The sequence below is a fragment of the Burkholderia cepacia complex sp. TUM26381 genome, assembly GCF_057439935.1.
The window spans coordinates 1,779,339-1,798,161 of sequence record NZ_CM172006.1 but is presented as its reverse complement, the minus strand read 5'-3'; the positions used below and the strand labels follow the sequence as shown (position 1 = coordinate 1,798,161).

Annotated in this window: 9 protein-coding genes; 1 reads left to right on the top strand and 8 read right to left on the bottom strand. The window is 70.8% G+C overall.

Features of this window, described 5'->3' with window-relative positions; genetic code table 11:
• Positions 1-5: 5 nt before the first annotated feature.
• Entirely contained in the window at positions 6-9,680 is a 9,675-nt protein-coding gene (locus tag ACWMMN_RS08430; RefSeq protein ID WP_486423210.1) for an amino acid adenylation domain-containing protein, read from the bottom strand.
• 272 nt (positions 9,681-9,952) lie between these two features.
• On the opposite strand from ACWMMN_RS08430, the gene ACWMMN_RS08425 reads away from it, so the two are divergent.
• Positions 9,953-11,698, top strand: coding sequence for a cyclic peptide export ABC transporter (locus ACWMMN_RS08425; RefSeq protein WP_059234258.1), 1,746 nt, complete (start codon positions 9,953-9,955; stop codon positions 11,696-11,698).
• Positions 11,699-11,810: 112 nt separating this feature from the next.
• Here the strand turns inward: ACWMMN_RS08425 and ACWMMN_RS08420 are convergent, their stop codons facing one another.
• The 7 genes from ACWMMN_RS08420 to ACWMMN_RS08390 all read right to left on the bottom strand — a co-directional run bounded on the left by ACWMMN_RS08420 (position 11,811) and on the right by ACWMMN_RS08390 (position 18,608).
• A complete protein-coding gene (locus ACWMMN_RS08420) occupies positions 11,811-12,842 on the bottom strand; it encodes an ABC transporter substrate-binding protein (protein WP_059234260.1) in 1,032 nt (343 codons plus the stop codon).
• Positions 12,839-13,639, bottom strand: coding sequence for a siderophore-iron reductase FhuF (gene fhuF, locus ACWMMN_RS08415; RefSeq protein WP_486423209.1), 801 nt, complete (start codon positions 13,637-13,639; stop codon positions 12,839-12,841). The genes ACWMMN_RS08420 and fhuF overlap by 4 nt, the downstream gene beginning before the upstream one ends.
• Positions 13,636-15,726 carry a Fe(3+)-hydroxamate ABC transporter permease FhuB gene (gene fhuB / locus ACWMMN_RS08410; RefSeq protein ID WP_486423208.1) on the bottom strand — a complete coding sequence of 697 codons (2,091 nt, stop codon included), beginning with the start codon at positions 15,724-15,726 and terminating at the stop codon, positions 13,636-13,638. The genes fhuF and fhuB overlap by 4 nt, the downstream gene beginning before the upstream one ends.
• Complete coding sequence (locus ACWMMN_RS08405; RefSeq protein WP_059234266.1) at positions 15,723-16,571, bottom strand: ABC transporter ATP-binding protein; 849 nt, start codon at positions 16,569-16,571, stop codon at positions 15,723-15,725. The genes fhuB and ACWMMN_RS08405 overlap by 4 nt, the downstream gene beginning before the upstream one ends.
• Positions 16,571-17,578 (bottom strand): TauD/TfdA family dioxygenase, encoded by a 1,008-nt coding sequence (locus ACWMMN_RS08400; protein ID WP_059234269.1) that lies wholly within the window; start codon positions 17,576-17,578, stop codon positions 16,571-16,573. The genes ACWMMN_RS08405 and ACWMMN_RS08400 overlap by 1 nt, the downstream gene beginning before the upstream one ends.
• A 44-nt stretch (positions 17,579-17,622) precedes the next feature.
• Positions 17,623-17,865, bottom strand: coding sequence for an MbtH family protein (locus ACWMMN_RS08395; protein WP_059234271.1), 243 nt, complete (start codon positions 17,863-17,865; stop codon positions 17,623-17,625).
• Between the two features lie 86 nt (positions 17,866-17,951).
• Positions 17,952-18,608 (bottom strand): RNA polymerase factor sigma-70, encoded by a 657-nt coding sequence (locus tag ACWMMN_RS08390; protein ID WP_059234274.1) that lies wholly within the window; start codon positions 18,606-18,608, stop codon positions 17,952-17,954.
• Positions 18,609-18,823: the final 215 nt, after the last annotated feature.

Here is an 18,823-nt window from a genome sequence, read left to right as displayed (position 1 = left end):
CGTCCTTATTGGGTTTCCAGTTCGCCGAGCAACGCGTCGATCGCGCTCGCCGCATCGGTCTCGCCGCGCGCCGCGCAGGCCGCGTCGATCGCTTGCGCGCAGCGCGCCAGCGTGCGGGTGTCGAACAGCGTGCGCAGCGGCAGCGCGAGCCCCCAGTGCAGGTTCGCCTGCGCGTGGGCCTGCGTCGCGAGCAGCGAATGGCCGCCGAGCAGGAAGAAATCGCCGTCGCGGCCGATCGTGTCCACATGCAGCACGCGCTGCCAGATTTCCGCGAGCGCGCGCTCGGTGTCGGTCGCGAGCTCGACGGCTTCGGCCGTTTCGCGCACCGGTGCCGGAAGCGCATGGCGGTCGCACTTGCCGTTCGGCGTGACGGGCAACGCGTCCAGCTCGATCAGCTGCGACGGCACCATGTACACCGGCAGTTGTGCGCGCAGTGCGTCGAGCAGCGCCGCACGGTCGAGCGGGCCCGCGTCGCCGCGGGCGACATAGCCGATCAGTTGCTCGTCGCGCACGATCACGACCGCATCGTTCACGCCGGGCGCCGCACGCAGCAGCGCCTCGATCTCGCCCGGCTCGATCCGCTGGCCGCGCAGCTTCACCTGCGTGTCGACGCGGCCGAGGTAGTCGAGCGCGCCGTCGGCGCGGCGCCGCGCGAGATCGCCCGTGCGGTACATGCGCGCGCCCGGCACGAACGGATCGGGCACGAAGCGCTCGGCGGTCAGCGCCGGACGGCCGAGATAGCCGCGCGCAAGACCCGCGCCCGCGAGATACAGTTCGCCGGTCGCACCGGCCGGCACCGGCTGCCACGCGGCATCGAGCACGTGAAGTTGCAGGTTCGCGATCGGATGGCCGATCGGCACCGCGACCGCCTGCGCGTCGTCGGGGCCGCAGGTCCAGTGCGACACGTCGATCGCGGCTTCGGTCGGTCCGTACAGGTTCACGAGCGTCGCGTGCGGCAGCAGCCGCGCCATCTTCGCGACGAGTTCGGGCGCGAGCGCCTCGCCGCTCGCAACGATCAGACGCACGCTGTCGCATTGCGCAGCGGCCGAAAAATCGTCGAGATGCGCGGCGAACGCGGCCAGCATCGACGGCACGAAATGCAGCACCGTCACGCCGTGCGCGTGGATCGCGGCCGCGAGACGCGCCGGATCGCGATGGTCGCCGGGCGCGGCGATCGCGAGCTTTGCGCCGATCGCCAGCGGCCACACGAATTCCCAGACCGACACGTCGAAGCCGAACGGCGTCTTGTGCAGCACGACGTCGTCGCGCGTCAGCCGGTATGCGTGCTGCATCCATGCGATGCGGTTCGCGAGCGCGCCGTGCGAGTTGCCGGCGCCCTTCGGCTTGCCGGTCGAACCGGACGTGTAGATCAGGTACGCGAGCTGCGCGTCGTCGATCGCGGCGGCTGCGTCCGTGGGCGTGCCGTCGGCTTCGCCGGCTTCATCGGCAAGCAGGTCCGCGACCGTCAGCAGCTGCGTGCCGGAGCCTTCGCCCAGCGCGGCCTCGACCTGCTCGCGCAGGTGAGCCTGCGTGATCGCGACGGCCGGCCGCGCGTCGCGCAGCAGGTAGGCAATACGCTCGGCCGGATAGTCGGGATCGACCGGCAGGTACGCGGCGCCTGCCTTCAGCACGCCGACGAGCGCCATCACCATGTCGAACGAACGCTCGACGCACAGCGCGACCGGCGTGTCGGGCTGCACGCCGCGCCGGCGCAAAGCGGCTGCAATGCGCGACGTGCCGGCATCGAGTTCGCGATAGGTCGCGCGATGCACGCCGCCGTGAACGTCCGCGTATTCGAGCGCGATCGCATCGGGCGCTGCCTGCGCCGCATCGGCGAATTGCCGGTGCAGCGGCTGGCGCTGCGACGCCGGCCATTCATGCGCGGTGTTCTGGGCGAGCGCCAGTGCGTCGCGAGTGGCGTCGTCGGCGATCGACAGCGTGCCGAGCAGCGCGTCCGGCGTACGGGCCAGCGCATCGAGCGCGCACGCAAATGCGCGGTGCCAGGTCTCGACCTGACGCGCATCGACGCGTGCGGTGTCGTAGCCGTAGTCGATCGTCAGTTCGGTGCCGCTCTCGATCACGAGCGTCAGCGCAAAATCGGTCGATTCGATGCTGCGTACACCGCTCAATGCCAGCGCACGCGGATCGGCATCGCGCACCGACTCGTCGACCGGGTAGTTCTCGAACACGACCAGCGTATCGAACAGTGCGCCGCCCGCTCCGCGCGCCCAGCGCTGGATGTCGGCGAGCGGCGTGTGCGCATGCTCGGCGGCGGCCGCATTCTCGCGCTGCAGCGTTTGCAGCCAGTCGGCCGCGCGATGCTGCGGCGCCGGTGCGGTGATGACCGGCAGCGTGTTGATGAAAAGACCGAGCACCGCGTCGACATCCGCGAGCGCATCGGGACGTCCCGCGACGGTCGCGCCGAATGCAACGGCCGGCTGGTGCGTCATCCGCTGCAGCGCGAGCGCCCATGCGCCCTGCACCAGCGTGTTGACGGTCAGCTTCAGCGCGCGCGCCGTCTGCACGACACGCGCCATCGTGTCCGCATCGAGCGTCGCGCGCCACGTGGCCATCTCGGCATCGGCGCGATCGGCCGTGCGCTCGGCAATCAGCGTCGGCGCATCCAGGCGCGCGAGGCGCTCGGTCCAGAAGCGCTCGTTGGCGCCGCGGTCGCGCGTGCCGAGCCACGCGATGAAGTCGCGATAGCGCAGCGCCGGGCGGGTCGCGAACGGCGACACGGCGTCCGGATCGCGATAGTCGCGCAGCACGTCGGCGAGCAGGCGCGCGGTGCTCCAGCCGTCGAGCAGCACGTGGTGACGCGTCCACACGACGCGCCATGCGTCGTCCGTCACGCGGATCAGCGTCAGCCGCATCAGCGGCGGCTCGCGCCAGTCGAAGCCGCGCGTGCGGTCGGCCGCGAGCCATGCGTCGAAATCGGTGTCGAACGTGGCGCCGCGCTCGCGCCAGTCGAGCTGCTCGACCGGCATCCGGGCATGACGATGCACGCACTGCAGCGGCGCGGCTTCGTCCGGCATCACGCTCGTGCGCAGGATGTCGTGACGCGCGACCGACGCGTCGAACGCGGCGGCGAGACGGTCGGCGTCGAGCGCAGTCGCGGTCGCGACGAGCTGGTTCACGTAGCTTGCGTGGCCGGGCGCGAACAGCGCGTGGAACAGGATGCCCTGCTGCATCGGCGACAGCGGATACACGTCGTCGATCGCGCGCCAGTCGAGCGGCGTGCGTTCGATCGCGGCCTGCGTGAGGCCGGCGGCCTGCGCGAGCGGGAAATCGCCCGGCGTCGCACCGGCACCGCGATGTGCAATGCGCGACGCGCACGCTTCGACGAGTTCGCGCAGCGCCGACGCGAAGCGTTCGGCGAACGCGTCGATCGTCGCGCGCTCGAATTGCGGCGCGCCGTAGACCCAGTGCACCTTCAGCGTACGTGCGCCGTCGCGATCCGTATCGAGGTACGCGTGGATCGCGAGCGCATTGCCGAGCGGGCCTTGCGGATCGCGCTCGACGCCGGTGCCGCCGAAACGCGGCACGAGCGTTGCATCGCGCGGCGCGTCGAACTGGCCGAGGTAGTTGAACGTGACGCGCGGGCGCGGCACGGCGGCCAGCGCCGCACGCGTCGTCGCATCGCCGTAGTGTGCGAGCACGCCGAAACCGAGCCCCTTGTGCGGCACCGCGCGCAGCGTGTCCTTGACGGCGCACAGCGTGTCGCGTGCGGTCGCGGCGACCGGCAGCAGCACCGGGTAATGGCTCGTCAGCCAGCCGATCGTCCGGCTCGCATCTGCGTCGTCGAACAGTGCTTCGCGGCCATGTCCCTCCAGCTCGACGCGGCACGATGCGGCGCCACGAGCGCCGGCGATTGCCAGCGCAAGCGCCGCGCCCAGCAATTCGATCGTCTGCGTGCGGTAGGCGGCATGCGCGTCGGTCAGCGCGGCGCGGGTCAATGCCGCATCGAGCGTCTGCACGACGACGGCTGCATCGGCGTTCGTCGCCGCTGCGTCGGGATGATCGGGTACGAGATCGTCGCCCTGCGCCATGCCGGCCCAGTACGCGGCTTCGCCCGCGAACGGCGATGCCGGTTCCGTCGCGGCGCGCGCGAGCCGCGCGGCCCAGGCGTCCGCGCGCAGGCCCGGTTGCGACAGGCGGACCGGCGTGCGTTCGCATGCGGCGCGGTAGGCCGAGTCCAGGTCGTCGAGCAGGATGCGCCACGACACGCCGTCGACGATCGCATGATGAATCGCGAGATACAGCTGCGTCGAGCCGTCCGGCAGCCGTGCCGCACACGCGCAGGCGAGCGGCCCGCGGCCGAGGTCGAGACGGCGCTGCAGCGCGTCGAAGCGTGCGAGCGCGTCGGCTTCATCGCGTGCGGCGACTTCGACGAACGGCAGCGCATCGTACGCGTTCGCGGCATCGCTCGCGTGCCACGTGCCGTCCGCGCGGCGCGCGAAACGCTGGCGGAATGCGTCGTGATGCGTCAGCAGCGCGTCGAATGCGCGCGCGAATGCGTCGGCGTCGAACGAACCGCGCACGTCGAACGCAACCGACTGGTTCCAGTGGCCCGGGTGCGGAACATCGAGCGCGAAGAAGCGTTGCTGTGCGGGCGTCAGGATCGACGCGGCAGCCGGCGTTGCCGCTGCGGGTGCGACCGCGTTCGCAGGCTGAGCGGCAGCGGCCGTGTCGTCCGTCTTCGCGATGCGGGCCAGTTCCGCGACCGTCGGGCCGTCGAACAGTTGCTTCGGCGTGAAGCGCACGCCGCGCTTGCGCGCACGGGCGATCACCTGCAACACGAGGATCGAATCGCCGCCAAGTTCGAAGAAGTTGTCGCCACGGCCGACGTGCGGCGCCTTCAGCACGGCCTGCCAGACTTCGGCGAGCACCGTTTCGACCGCGCCTTGCGGTGCATCGCCGGACGCGACCGCAACCGGCGCGGCCGCGACTTCACGCAACGCCGCGCGATCGATCTTGCCATTCGCCGTCACCGGCAGGCGCGCGAGTGCGACGAACTGCGCGGGCACCATGTAATCGGGCAGCTTCGCGGCCAGCGCCGTACGCACGGCGGCTTCGTCGAACGCCGCGCCATCGCGCATCACGACGAACGTCGCGAGCCGCAAGCGGCCGTCGTGTTCGATTGCAAGCGTCTCGGCCTGCGCGATCGGGCCGGCCGCGCGCACCGCCGCACTCACCTCGCCGGGTTCGACACGGTAGCCGCGGATCTTCACCTGGTCGTCGATGCGGCCAAGGAATGCGAGGCGGCCATCGGCGCGCAACCGCACGCGGTCGCCCGTGCGATACAGCCGCGCACCTGGCGTGAACGGATCGGGCACGAAGCGCTCGGCGGTTTGCGCCGGGCGGCCGAGGTAGCCGCGCGCGACACCCGGCCCGCCCAGATACAGCTCGCCCGTCGCGCCGGCCGGCACGCAGGCGCCGAACGCGTCGAGCACGAGCGCGCGCGCATTGGGCAACGGCTGGCCGAGCGGCACGCCGCTCGCGGGATCGCGTGCATCGGCGGCAATCGATGCCGTGTCGCAGGCGATCGCGCCGACCGTCGCTTCGGTCGGCCCGTAGTGGTTGATCACGCGGCAAGCCGGCGCGAGCGCGGCCAGGCGCGCGACGAGCGCCCACGTGAGCGTTTCGCCGCCCGTCACCAGCGCATGGCGCGGCAGCACGTCGGCCGGCACGCACGCGTCGAGCAGCGCCTGCAGGTGACTCGGCACGATCTTCAGCACGCCAACTTCACGGCGGCGCATTTCGCCGGCGAACAGGTCCGGATCGAACGCGCAGGCAGCCGGCAACAGGTGCAGCGTGCGGCCCGCGCACAGCGCGCCGAACAGCGTCGTATGGCCGAGGTCGGCCGCGACGGTCGACACCATCGCGAACGATGCGTCGGGGGCGAACGCGAGTTCGTCGAGCATCCCCTGCACGTAGTCGGCCAGTGCGCCGTGCGACACGACGACGCCCTTCGGCGTGCCGGTCGAGCCCGACGTATAGATCAGGTACGCGCCCTGTTCCGGGTGCGGCGCGACGCGCACACCGCCCGCATGGGCGAGCGTCGCATCCTGCGCGAGCGTGTCGACGTCGAGCGGCTGCGTGTCGATGCCGGCCGGCCACGCGTCCGTGTCCGCGACGAGCGCCCAGCGTGCGCCGCAATCGGTTGCCGCCGCGGCAAGCCGTGCGGCCGGTTGCGCCGGATCGAGCAGCACGGCGAGCGCGCCGGCCTTCAGCGCGCCGAGCAGGCCGACGACGAAACGCGCCGATCGTTCGATGCAGACGATCACGGACGCTTCCGCGGCCACGCCACGCTGCGTCAGTGCGCGGGCGATGCGGTTCGATGCGTCGTCGAGTTCGGCGAACGTCAGCGATGCCGATGCGTCGGCAAGCGCCACACGATGCGGATAGGCGGCCGCCTGCCGCGCGAACGCGGCAACGATGTCGGCGTGCTCGACGCGCAGCGCACGACCGTCGCGCGGCTGGCGCGAAGCAGCCGATGCATCGCACGGCAGCGCGGCCGTCGTGCGCTGCGGATCGTGCGCAGCCGCGCCGACGAGGGTCGCATAGCTGTCGAGCCACGCGCGCGCCGTCTCGGCGTCGATGCAGTCGGTCGCATAGGCTGCGACCAGTTCGATGCCGTTCGCGTCGTCGGTGAAATCCAGCGCGAAGTCGAAGCGCGCGGCGAGATCCGGCCCCGGCGTCGCGACCGCCGTGGCACCCGGCAGCACGCTGTCGTGCCGTGCGTCGAACTGCTGCGCGAACTTCACGCGCAGCCATTCGTCGCCACGCTTGACCGGCGGCTTCACCGCATCGACGACGCGCTCGAACGGCACGTCCTGGTGTGCGACCGCGTCGAGCGCCGCCGTGCGCGCCGCATCGACGAGCGCGCGGAACGGCTGCGTCGGCGCCACGTGCACGCGCAGCGCGACGGTATTCAGGAAGAGGCCCAGCAGCGCGCGCGTTTCGGGGCGCTGGCGATGCGCGACCGGCACCGCGACGACGACATCCGTTGCGCCGGTCAGGCGCGACAGCCACGCGTCTAGCGCGGCCAGCAGCACCGTGAAGACGGTGGCCTGCGCATCGCGCGCGAGTTGCCGCACGTCGGCCGCGACCGCATCGGGCAGGCGCACCGACACGCGCGCGCCTTGCAGCGTGCGCACGGCGCCCGGCTGACGGTCGACCGGCAGCGCGAGCGGGCCCGGCACGTCGCGCAATGCGCCACGCCAGTAGTCGAGCTGGCGCTCGCCCTCGCCGCCGGCCAGCATGTCGCGCTGCCAGTCCGCATAGTCGGCGTACTGGATCGGCAGTTCGGGCAGCGACGGTTTGTGCCCTTCGGCATATGCGCGGTACGCCCCCGACAGTTCGTCGAACGCGCAGCGCGAGCTCCAGCCGTCGGTGATCGCGTGATGCGCGGTCAGCAGCAGGCGGTGGCGATCGCCGGCGAACGCGACGAGCGTCGCGCGCAGCAGCGGGCCGCGTGCGAGGTCGAACGGTTCGGCCGCGTCGCGCTCGGCGAGACGCGCGGCTTGCGCATCGCGCGCGGCCGGCGGCTGGTCGCGCAGGTCGACATCGGCGATCGACACCGGCAGGTGCGCATGAATCCGCTGCATCACGACGCCGTCGTCGTTGTCGACGAGCGTCGTGCGCCATGCCTCATGACGCCCGATCACGTGATCGAGCGCGCGCTGCAGCGCGTCGCGGTCGAGCGCGCCATCGATCGTCCAGTGCGCGGCGATGTGATACGCGGCACTCGCATCACGCGTTTGCGCGAGTACCCAGAAGCGTTGTTGTGCGAGCGAGGCCGCGCGATCGACGTGCGGTGCGCCCGATGCAGCGGCGTCGGCCGGCGTGCGGCGCGCGCCGATGGCGGCCAGCGGTTCGCCGGTCTCGCGCTCCGCACGATCGACCTGCTCAGCCAGTTCGGCGAGTGCCGGATCGGCAAACAGCGTGTCGAGTCGCAGATTCACGCGCACGGCCGCACGGATCGCGGCCTGCAGTTGCATCGCGGCGAGCGAGTCGGCACCCAGCGCGAAGAAGCGGTCGTCGCGCGACGGCACGACATCGAGGCCCAGCAGCGTCTGCCAGAGGCCGGCGATCTGCTGTTCGGTCGGCGAGCGCGGCGCATCGCCGGTACCTTGCGTCGTGTCGCGCGCCGCGGCAATCCGCTCGCGCAGTGCTGCACGGTCGATTTTGCCGTTCAACGTATACGGCAGCGCGTCGCCACGCACGAACCGGTGCGGCTGCCACGCGGCCGGCAATTGCGCGGCCACGTGCGCTTTCAACGCCTCGTCGTCAGCCGCCGCGCGCAGCACGACGCACGCGATCAGCCGCGTCGGCCCGCTGCCAGTTTCGGCGACCACGGCCGCGTCGGCCACGGCGGGATGCGAGCGCAGGCACGCGGCGATTTCCGCCGGTTCCACGCGCACGCCGCGCACCTGGACCTGATCGTCGAGGCGGCCGAGATAGTCGAATGCGCCGTCGTCGCGCAGTCGTGCGAGATCGCCGGTGCAGTAGACGCGCGCGCCCGGCTCACCGTCCGCATCGGGAATGAAGCGTTCGGCCGTCAAGGCCGGGCGGCCGTGATAACCGCGTGCAACACAGACGCCGCCGAGCAGCAGCTCGCCCACGCCGTCGTGCCGGGCGCCGTCGATACGCGCGACGCGCGGGCCGATCACGCGGCCGATCGGCAGCGACGCATACGCATCGTCGGCGGCCAGCACGGGCGTCTCGCCCGGCTCGACCGGCCACAGCATCGGCGAGATCACGGCCTCGGTCGGCCCGTAACCGTTGATCAGCCGTACCGACGGGAACGTGCCGCGCACGAATTCGAATGCCTGCTGCGGCAGCGCTTCACCGCCGAACGCGAGCACGCGCAGCGCCGGCGGCACGCCTTCGCGCGCGGCGACGGCTGCGAATTCGCGCAGGTAGGCAGGCGGGAACGCGGCGACGTTGACCGACTCGCGCACCAGCAGCGCATGCGCGGCGTCCGGCGCGAACGGTTGCGGCGGCGCCACGACGATGCTTGCGCCGATCGCGAGCGGTGCGAGCCAGCATTCGTGCGCGGCGTCGAAGTTGACCGACGCGAAATGCAGCAGACGGTCGCCGGCCTCGATCGGCAGCGCGGCCGCAAGCGCGTCGCAATGCGCGGCGAGCGGCCCGTGCTCGACGACCACCGCCTTCGGCGTGCCGGTCGAGCCCGATGTATAGATCATGTAGGCGGCCGAACGCGGGTGAACCGGCACTTCTTCGTCGTCGGCGACGAGACCCGGCTCGCCGGTTGCTTCCGCGGCCGGATCAAACGCCTGTTCGAACGGCGTGCCGAGCGCTGCACGGCCGGCCGCGTCGACGATGCCGTGCCGCAGTTGCGCGTCCTGCACGATCCAGTCGAGGCGCGCGGCCGGATGGCGCGGATCGAGCGGCACGAACACGCCGCCTGCCTTCAACACGGCCAGCAGTGCGACGAACAGTTCGCACGAACGCTCGACACACACGCCGACCCGCACTTCCGCGCCGACGCCGGCCGCGCGCAGTTGCCGGGCCAGGTGCGACGCCCGTGCGTCGAGCGCGCCGCGCGACAGGCGCAGGTCATGCTGGAAAGGGACCGCGATGGCGGGTGCGTCGGGCGCGATGCGCGCCAGTTCGCGGATTCGGTGATGCAGCGCAGTCGGGAAACTCGTCATGTGCGTGAAGTCCTTCGGTCCGGCCGCTTCGGCCAAGTCTCGGGGCCGCTTGGGGCGGCTTCACTGGTGTGACGAACGACGCGGCCGATTTTTTACCGTTTTGCGCTCAAAGTGCTTGCGGCCGCTTTTTTTGACGGCGTTGCTAAATATTTGCGCGGCCCGTTCGTCTATCAGGGAGGAAAGCCGGAACGGGGCGCCGCCTCGCCCGCCGCTTTCGCGTCAGATTTGCCGTTTCCGCGTTTTTGCCTGCCTTCCCTTTACCGACGTTGCCGATGACAGCCGCCCACGAGCCTTCCTCCCCGCCGTCCCTCGACGCCTCCCCCGGCCGCCCCGCCGCGCGCCTGATCCTTGCGCTGTTGCGCGAAAGCCGCGTGTCGTTCACGCTGGCCCTCACCGCGTGCGTACTGAACGGTATCGCGAGCGTGCTGCTCGTCGCGACGCTGAACCGCGCGCTCTCTCAACCGGGCGCGGCCGATGCGTCGCTCGCGTGGCGCTTCGCGCTGTGCGCGGTGATCGCGCTCATCACGCGGATCGTGTCGGGCACGCTGTTCGCCCGCCTGTCGCAGGACACGATGGCGCGGTTGCGCGTGCACCTTGCGCGACGCGTTGGCGCCGCCGAATTGCGCGACATCGAGCGGATCGGCGCGGCGCCCGTGCAGTCGGTTCTGACCGACGACGCGACCAACGTGTCGATGCTGTTCTTCGCGCTGCCGAACCTGGTCATGCACGGCTCGATCGTGTTCGGCTGCCTCGGCTACCTTGCGTGGCTGTCGTGGCCCGTGTGCCTGCTGGCGCTGGCCGCGATCATCGCCGGCTCGCTCGGCTATCACACCGGCGACCGCCGCGCGATTGCGTCGCTCGAAGCGGCCGGCCACGCGCAGGACCGCCTGTTCGGCTATCTCGGCTCGCTGTTCTCCGGCGCGAAGGAGCTGAAGCTGCACGATGCGCGCGCCCGCCAGTTCGTCGACGGCCAGCTCGGCGCCGCGATCGGCGAAGTGCGCGACCACCGCCGCCGCGCGTTCAGCGCGTATGCGGTCGGGGTCGGCTGGATCATCTTCCTGTTCTACGTGTTCCTCGGCGTTGCGTCGTTCTGGCCGCAACTCGGCGTGCATGCCGACCCGGCCACCGCGGCCGGCTACGTCGTCGTGTTCCTGTTCATGCTCGTGCCGCTCGACGGCTTGCTGAACAACCTGCCGACCGTGAATGCGGCACGCGTCTCGCTCACGCGGATCGAAGGCGTGATGGCCGAGTTCGGCGCACTGCGCACGGTGCCGCCCGCGGCCGACGCCCCCGACGTGCCGCCGGCCGGCGCCGTCACGCTGCGCGGCGTCACGCACGCGTACTTCCACGAACGCGACGAACGGATGTTCAGCATCGGGCCGATCGACCTGACGATCAAACCAGGCGAGCTCGTGTTCATCGTCGGCGGCAACGGCAGCGGCAAGACGACGCTCGCGAAGGTGCTGACGGGGCTCTACGAGCCGGAGGAAGGCACGATCGAGGTGGACAGCCACACGATCGGCTGGCGCGAACGGGCCGCGTACCGGCAACGTTTCAGCGCGGTATTCAACGATTTCCACCTGTTCGATGCGCTGCTCGGCATCGTCGATCCCGACGATCCGTCGCGCGCGCAGGCCGATGCACGGGCGAACGCGCTCGTCGCGAAACTCGCGCTCGACCACAAGGTGAAAGTGGTCGACGGCGCGTTCTCGACGCGCGCGCTGTCGACCGGGCAACGCAAGCGGCTCGCGCTCGTCGTCGCGTACCTGGAGGATCGCCCCTTCTATCTGTTCGACGAATGGGCCGCCGACCAGGACCCTTCGTTCAAGGCCGTGTTCTACGAACAACTGCTGCCCGAGCTGCGCGCGCGCGGCAAGGCCGTGATCGTGATCACGCACGACGATCGCTACTTCGATCTCGCCGACCGGCTGTTGAAGCTCGACAACGGGCGCATCGTCAGTGACACGCAACCGGCGCGCCTGCGTGCGCAGGATGACGTCGATGCGCTGAGCGCTTGAGAGACGGTCGACAAAAAATCGCCGACGCGCTGCGATGGCAGCGCGTCGGCGATTTGCATTTCGGAAGGGATTATTGCCGATGCGCGGCGCGCCGGTCACGACGCCCTGCACGTCACGTCTTGCGTACGGCCGGCAGCTTCAGCATCGTGTCGGTCATCACGTCGGCCAGTTTCAGCGCCGACATCGGTCCGCCGAACCCCCAGATATTGCGTTCGATCAGCGCGATCCGCCGTTCCTTCATCGCGGGCACGAAGCGCCACACCGGCGAATCGAGTTTCGCGGACAGCGGCACGTCCATCCCCGATGCCGTCACGAACATCACGGCCAGGTCGCGCTGCCGGAGCAGATCGGCCGACGTCACGTACAGCGTGCCTTCCCGCGTCGGTTTCTTCGGCCACGGATCGAGCCCGAGCGCACGCGCGAGGCCCGCCGACGTACTGTTGCCCGTATAGGCCCAGTAACGATCGGGCAAGCCGAGATCCTGCAGCAGCGCGATCCGCTCACCCTTGCGCCCCGCGGCGGCGAGCCGCGCCGCATTGCGCGCGATCCCGGCGTCGAGCTGCGCGTCGACCGCCTGTGCGCGGGCGTCGCGCCCCGTCACTGCGCCAATGGTCCGGAAGATCTGCCGCATCCAGTCGAGCTGCGTGACGGGCACGCCGCCGTCGGACACGTTCGGGCTGAACTGGAACAGGATCGTCGGCGCGATCCGGTCGAGCGCGTCGAAGATCGGCGCATGGCGGAAGCCGACGCCGATGATCAGATCGGGCTTGACCGCCGCGATCGCCTCGAGCCCCGGCTCCTGCCGCGAGCCGATGTCGGTCACGTTCGCGAGCCGCTCGCTCTGGTAACCGAGCCAGCCCGGATAGAACGCCGTGTCCGCCATCCCGGCCGGCACGATGTCGAGCGCGATCACGCTTTCCGCGAACATGAAGTCGAGCGCGACCACGCGCTGCGGCCGCACGGGCATCGTCGCGCTCGCCTGCGACACGACGGGGTTGCCGGCCAGCGACACGGCGCCCTGCGCGCCGCGTGCATCGTTGGCAACGGACGCAGCGGCGACCGATGCCGGGAACGTGCCGCAACACGCGGCGCCGAGTGCCGCCGCGAGTACGCCGAGCGCATGCCGGCGGCCGGCGTGCGTCACCGGATCGCGTCCTGCTCGGCCAGCGCCGCGTCGTCCATCGTCAGTAGCAGGGGGCAGCTTCCACACAGTTGCGTTTCTCCAGGAATTTCATAGCGCAGGCAGCACACGCGGCGCGCGCGAAACGGCGTCGGCAGCAGCGCCGAGCGCGGCACGGCATCGCGCACGGGCTGGCGCAGCGGATTCGATTCGCCCTGGATACAGGTCGACCCGAACAGCCAGTCCGCATCGCGGACGGGATCGGCCGCGCACGGCAGCGAACGATACGTGTCGAGCAGATAGTCGAGCAGGTTGCCCGCATTGCTCCACAGCACGCGCGGCGTGACGCGGCCCATTGCCGCCAGCAGGTCGATCACCGCGCCGAGATGCGCGACGAGTCCCGCATAGCGGGGCACGGGATCGTCGCACGGCGCGCCGAGCGCGTCCGCCGCGAAATACAGCGCGGCCGGCATCCCGTCGTCGAGCGCGACGAACGTGCGCTCCGGGTTCATGTCGAGCGGCCGGCCGAGCGTCAGCGCGGCGACGACGCCGGCCGGCACCGCGCGGCCGAAATAGTATTTGCTCCATTGCGACATCAGCGCGCGTGCATGCTGCGCGGGATCGCCGCCGTAGTGGCCGACCATCGCGTCGAGCACTGCGTCGCGATGGGCTGGCAATGCGCTGACGGGTATGACGATGCGGCCCGGCGCACGTACGTCTTCGGGCATGCCGAGCCAGACAACGTCGAGATGTTCGGCGAACGGTTCCGGCGCGAACGCCGAAAAGCGCGTGGCGCGCGTATCGTCGAGCGCCGGCGTCATCGCCCTGCGCGCCGGGCGCGGCGCCCCTCGAGAATCAGCAGCCCGAGCAGGTAAGGCGCGCCGATCAGCGCGGTCAGCACGCCGGCCGGCACTTCGCGCGGTGCGACGACCGTGCGCGCCGCGAGATCCGCGACACCGAGGATCAGCGCGCCGCACGCAGCCGCGAGCCACAGCCGCGTGCGATGCCGGCGTGCGCCGAGCATCGTCGCGACGTGCGGCGCCATCAGTCCGATGAAGCCGACCGGCCCCACCGCCGCGACGGCCGCACACGCGGCGAGCGTCGCGATCGTCAACGCGAGCGGCCGCAGCGCGGCCACCGGCAGGCCGAGCGCGGCCGCCTGGTCGTCGCCGAGCGCGAGCATGTCGAGCGGCTTCGCGAGCCATGCGAACACGGGCACAGCGAGTACACACCACGGCAGCAGCATCGACACTTCGCCCCAGCTGCGGCCATAGGTGCCGCCGACGAGCCACACGACGAAGCGCGCGGGCTGCACGCTTTCCTGCGTGATCAGCCATTGTGCGAGTGTCGTCCACAGCGCGCCGATCACGATACCGGTCAGCGCGACCGCGAGCGGCGCGTAGCGATGCCGGTGATTCAGCGCGAGCGTGATCGCGAGCGACAGGCCACCGCCGATCAACGCGGCGGCCGCGAGCGTCACGTGCCCCATCAGCGGCCACGTCGACAATGCGAACAGCGTGACGAGCCCTGCGCCCTGCGTGACGCCGAGCACTTCGGGACCCGCGAGCGGATTGCGCACGACGCTTTGCATCGCGACGCCGCTGACGGCAAGCAATGCGCCGGCGAGCAACGCGCACAGCAGACGCGGCATGCGCAGGTCGATCAGCATCCGCGCGAGCGCATCGTGACCGGACAGCGCGGCGGACCAGCGCACGGGCGACAGCCATTCGGGGCCGGCCGACACGCCGCCCCACACCACGAGCGCGCCGACAGCGACGAACAGCGCCGTGCGCAACGGCCAGCCGAGCCGTTCGAGCCAGCCGACGAGCCGCGTCGACCCGCCGCCCGCCGCACGTTCGGCATCCGCATGGAGCACGCCCGACCAGGCAGCGCCGCGCCGGATCATCGCGAGCATCAGCGGCGTACCGACCAGTGCGATCGCGACGCCGGTCGACAGCGTCGCGTCGAGACCCGACGCGAGCACCGCGCTGTCGGTGACGAGCACGAGCGCGCCGCCGGTGAGCGCCGACAACGGCACCAGCACGCCGAGCCGAGCCGCGCGCGCGCCGCGCACCTGGCGCAGCAGGTTCGGCGCGACGAGGCCGACATACGACAGCGGGCCCGCGATGCTGACGGCCACACTGGTGAACGCAACCGCGACGATCGTCGCGGCCAGCCGCGTCGCATCGACGCGCACGCCGGCCGCGGCCGCTGCGTCATCGCCGAGGGTGAGCGGATTCAGCGGCCGGATCACGAACGGCAGCGCGATCAGCGGCACGACGAGCCAGCGCGCGGCGAGCGCGAGGCCCGTCGCGCCAGGCTGGTACAGGCTGCCGTTGGTCCACAGCGCGGCCCCCGCGATGTTCTGCTCGAAGAACGCGAGCACGAGCGTCGACAGCGCGGCGAACAGCAGCATGCACACGCTGCCCGCGAGCACGAGCCGCAACGGCGTCGCGCGCCAACCGCCCGCCGCAACGATCGCGCATGCGGCGGCAGCGAGCCCGCAGACGAACAGCAGCGGCACCGTCGCGACGCCCGCCAATGCCGGCACGAGCATCGCCGCGAGCAGGCCGAGCTGCGCGCCGCCCGTCACGCCGAGCAGGTCGGGCGACGCGAGCGGATTGCGCGTGAGCGACTGGAACAGCGCGCCCGCCATGCCGAGGCAGCCGCCTGCGACGAGCGCCGCTGCGACACGCGGCAGGTTGAGGTCGAACAGGAACACGTGTGCGAGCGACGCGGCATCGCTGCCGGGCACCGCGTCCCACCACACGCGCAGGTCGGGCGCGACGCGCAGCGCCGCGAAGATCGCGATCAACGCGACGAGGCCGAACGCGATCGCGCCGGCCCGTCCGGTGGCTGCCCCCTTCCCGGTCGCCGCGAGGCGCTTGCGCATCGCGAACGTCGTCATACGGCGAGATCCCGGTCGAAGACGCCGGCCGCCTGCGGCGCGCCGTCGGTTGCCGGACCGTAGGCCGGCACGCACATCGGTGCGCCCGTCTGCGGATGCGCGAGCTTCAGCATCTCGACGCCGAACGCCGCACGCAGCCGCGCCGGATCGAGCATCGCGTCGGGCGTGCCCTGCGCGACGAGACGGCCCGCACGCATCAACACGATCTCGTCGCTGTACGCGGCCGCCTGGTTCAGGTCGTGCAGCACCCACACGATCGTCAGCCCGCGCGTGCGATTCAGCGTGCGCAGTGCGTCGAGGATGTCGAGCTGGTGATGGATGTCGAGATAGGTCGTCGGTTCGTCGAGCAACACGATCGGCGCCTGCTGCGCGAGCGCCATCGCGATCCACGCGCGCTGGCGTTCGCCGCCCGACAGCGCGCCGACGTCGCGCTCCGCGTCGCCGGCGAGGCCGCTCGTGTCGAGCGCCTCGTCGATCGCCGCATGGTCGGCCCGCGACAGGCCGCGCAGGAAGCCGCCGTACGCATAGCGCCCGTAGGCGACGAGTTCGCGCACGGTCAGGCCCGACGGAATCTGGTTGAACTGCGCGAGCATCGTCAGCTCGCGTGCGAGCGCGCGACGGCGAAACGATGCGAGCGGCTGGCCGTTCACGTCGACATGGCCGGCACGCGCGGGCTGCAGGCCCGCGAGCGTGCGCAGCAGCGTGCTCTTGCCGCAGCCGTTCGGTCCGCACAGCGCGGTTACGCGGCCGGCCGCGATCGACAGGTCCAGCCCGTCGATCACGACATGGTCGCGATATCCTACCGACAGCCCGCGCGCGGCAAGCGCGGCGGTACTACGCGTCATCAAGCCTCCGTTCGGTCGCGCGGGACCGTATAACTCTGCGCCATCGCGACGACGACCTTGCGCGGCCCCTCGAACGGGTCGCGCGCATGCGCGGTCAGCATGTTGTCGAGCATCAGCACGTCGCCCGTGCGCCACGGGAACACGATGCGCTGCTGGTCGAGCACGCCGCGGATCTCCGCGAGCGCGCCGGCCTCGAGCGGTTCGCCGTCGCCGTAGTACACGTTGCGCGGCACGTTCTCGAGACCGACCGCGTCGACGAGTGCTTCCTGCATGTCGTCGTCGAGCGCCGACAGGTGAAACAGGTTTGCCTGGTTGAACCACACGCGATCGCCGGTGCGCGGATGGCGTGCAACGGCCTGGCAGCGTTCGCGCGTGCGCAGCAGCAATTCGCCGTCATCGTCGGTGCGCCACGTGCATTCGATGCCGCGCGCCGCACACATCCGTTCGACCTCGGCCGGCTCGTCGGTGCCGAACGACTGCTGCCACGGCAGATCGAGCCCCTGCCCGAAATTGCGCACGTACAGCAGCTCGCGTTTTTCGAAGCGCGCGACGAGCGCCGGATCGAGCGCGCGATACACCGCGCGGCTGTCCGCGATCGGCGTCGCCCCGCCCTTCGGCGCGGCGAGCGCGCAGTGGAACCAGATCCGCAGCGGCCATTCGCGCGTGTACGACTGCTCGTTGTGCAGCGGAATCGCGCGGTGCGGCGGGTATTCGGTCGACGTGTAGACGGCGCCTTCGACCTGGCTGCGCGGCGTCGACGCATATTCATAGCCGATCAACGGATCGCCGAACGATGCCGCGAACTGCTGAAACGCGTCGATCGACGGCACGTGAAAGCCCGTGAACAGTACGCCGCCCGCCCGTTCGAGCGTGTCGGCCGCGATCTCGCGCGCCAGCGGCGCGACGTCGTCGATCGACATCCCGTCGCTGCCGCGCGGCGACACGACGGTGGGCAGCCCCGGCTCGATACGCAGATCGTCGAGCGTCGGCAACGAAAGCAGGGTCATGCAACGTCCTCTTCAGGTGGCGCGCCGGATCGCGGCGCAGCAGGTCACGATGCGCGCGACGCGCGCTCGCCGTCCATCGCGCGGCGCAGGCTCGCGGGGCGCATGTCGGTCCAGACGGCCTCGATATGGGCGAGACAGTCGGCCTTCGGGCCGCTCACGCCGACCTCGCGCCAGCCGGCCGGCACGGGCCGGAACGTCGGCCAGATCGAATACTGTTCTTCGTCGTTGATGACGACCGTGTAGACGAGATCGTCGGTGTCGGCGGAAGGCGTCGGGGCTTGCGTCATGATCGGAAATCGCTGAGACGGTTGAAGGAGGCGAAGCGGCGGTTTCGGCCGCTCCTGTCTGATAGACGGTTGGCCGGCGCGTTTTTTTACCGCCGCCGCGCGCGGCCGCCCAGGAACACCGGGCACGCGACGCCGCGCTGGCATGCGTCGAGGCATTCCGCGCAATGGCGCTCCGCGTCGCGCACCATGAAATGCACGAGTGTCTGCGACACGTTCAGCGCGCGCGCCGCGGTCTGCAGCGTTTCCTCGCGCAGCCGCACCATCTCGAAGGCCGCGCGACTGCGGGCCGGCAGGTCGTCGAGCGCGGCCCACACGCGCCGCAGCGTATCGCGCGTCATCAGCGCGGCTTCCGGCGTCGGCTCGGGCGACGGCACGTCGAAACCGTCGTCCTCTTCCGTGTGATAGACGTTCTCGAGGCTTTGCCGGCGGCATGCGTCGATCGACGCATTGCGCACCATCCGCGTCACGTATGCGACCGGCTGGCGCACCGCATCCTGGTTCGGGAATTCGACGAGCTTCACGAACACGTCGTGCACGACGTCCTCCGCACGGCTCGCGCAGCCGACGAAGCCGCGCGCGACATTGACGAGCATCGAGCGATGAGAGATCAGCACGTCGAGCAGCGCACCCTGCGCACGGGGCTCCGCGGCCCGGCGCGCACGCGGCGGCAGGTCCGGATAACTGCCGAGGAACGGGTTTGCCGCTGCCGCCGCCGGTCGGTCAAGCACTTCCGCCATGGCCATCGATCTGCTCCGTCAAATTCCGAGATAGCGCAATTTAACGTAAACGCAAATCATTCTCAATCCGATTACCGGATGACCCTTTCAGTTGTCAGGATTTGTCTGAACAATTGACGAAATCGTTGTCGGGGCGGATGCGTCGCGTACCGGCCGTTGCGCACCGCTTGTGCCGCGTCCACGCATGCTTTCACGCATCTGACGAAACGCCTGCACCTGTC

Excerpts from the sequence above, each read along its gene's own strand:
- ACWMMN_RS08430 (WP_486423210.1), bottom strand. The coding sequence starts at position 9,680 with ATGACGAGTTTCCCGACTGCGCTGCATCACCGAATCCGCGAACTGGCG.
- ACWMMN_RS08425 (WP_059234258.1), top strand. The coding sequence starts at position 9,953 with ATGACAGCCGCCCACGAGCCTTCCTCCCCGCCGTCCCTCGACGCCTCC.
- fhuF (WP_486423209.1), bottom strand. The coding sequence starts at position 13,639 with ATGACGCCGGCGCTCGACGATACGCGCGCCACGCGCTTTTCGGCGTTC.
- fhuB (WP_486423208.1), bottom strand. The coding sequence starts at position 15,726 with ATGACGACGTTCGCGATGCGCAAGCGCCTCGCGGCGACCGGGAAGGGG.
- ACWMMN_RS08405 (WP_059234266.1), bottom strand. The coding sequence starts at position 16,571 with ATGACGCGTAGTACCGCCGCGCTTGCCGCGCGCGGGCTGTCGGTAGGA.
- ACWMMN_RS08400 (WP_059234269.1), bottom strand. The coding sequence starts at position 17,578 with ATGACCCTGCTTTCGTTGCCGACGCTCGACGATCTGCGTATCGAGCCG.
- ACWMMN_RS08395 (WP_059234271.1), bottom strand. The coding sequence starts at position 17,865 with ATGACGCAAGCCCCGACGCCTTCCGCCGACACCGACGATCTCGTCTAC.
- ACWMMN_RS08390 (WP_059234274.1), bottom strand. The coding sequence starts at position 18,608 with ATGGCCATGGCGGAAGTGCTTGACCGACCGGCGGCGGCAGCGGCAAAC.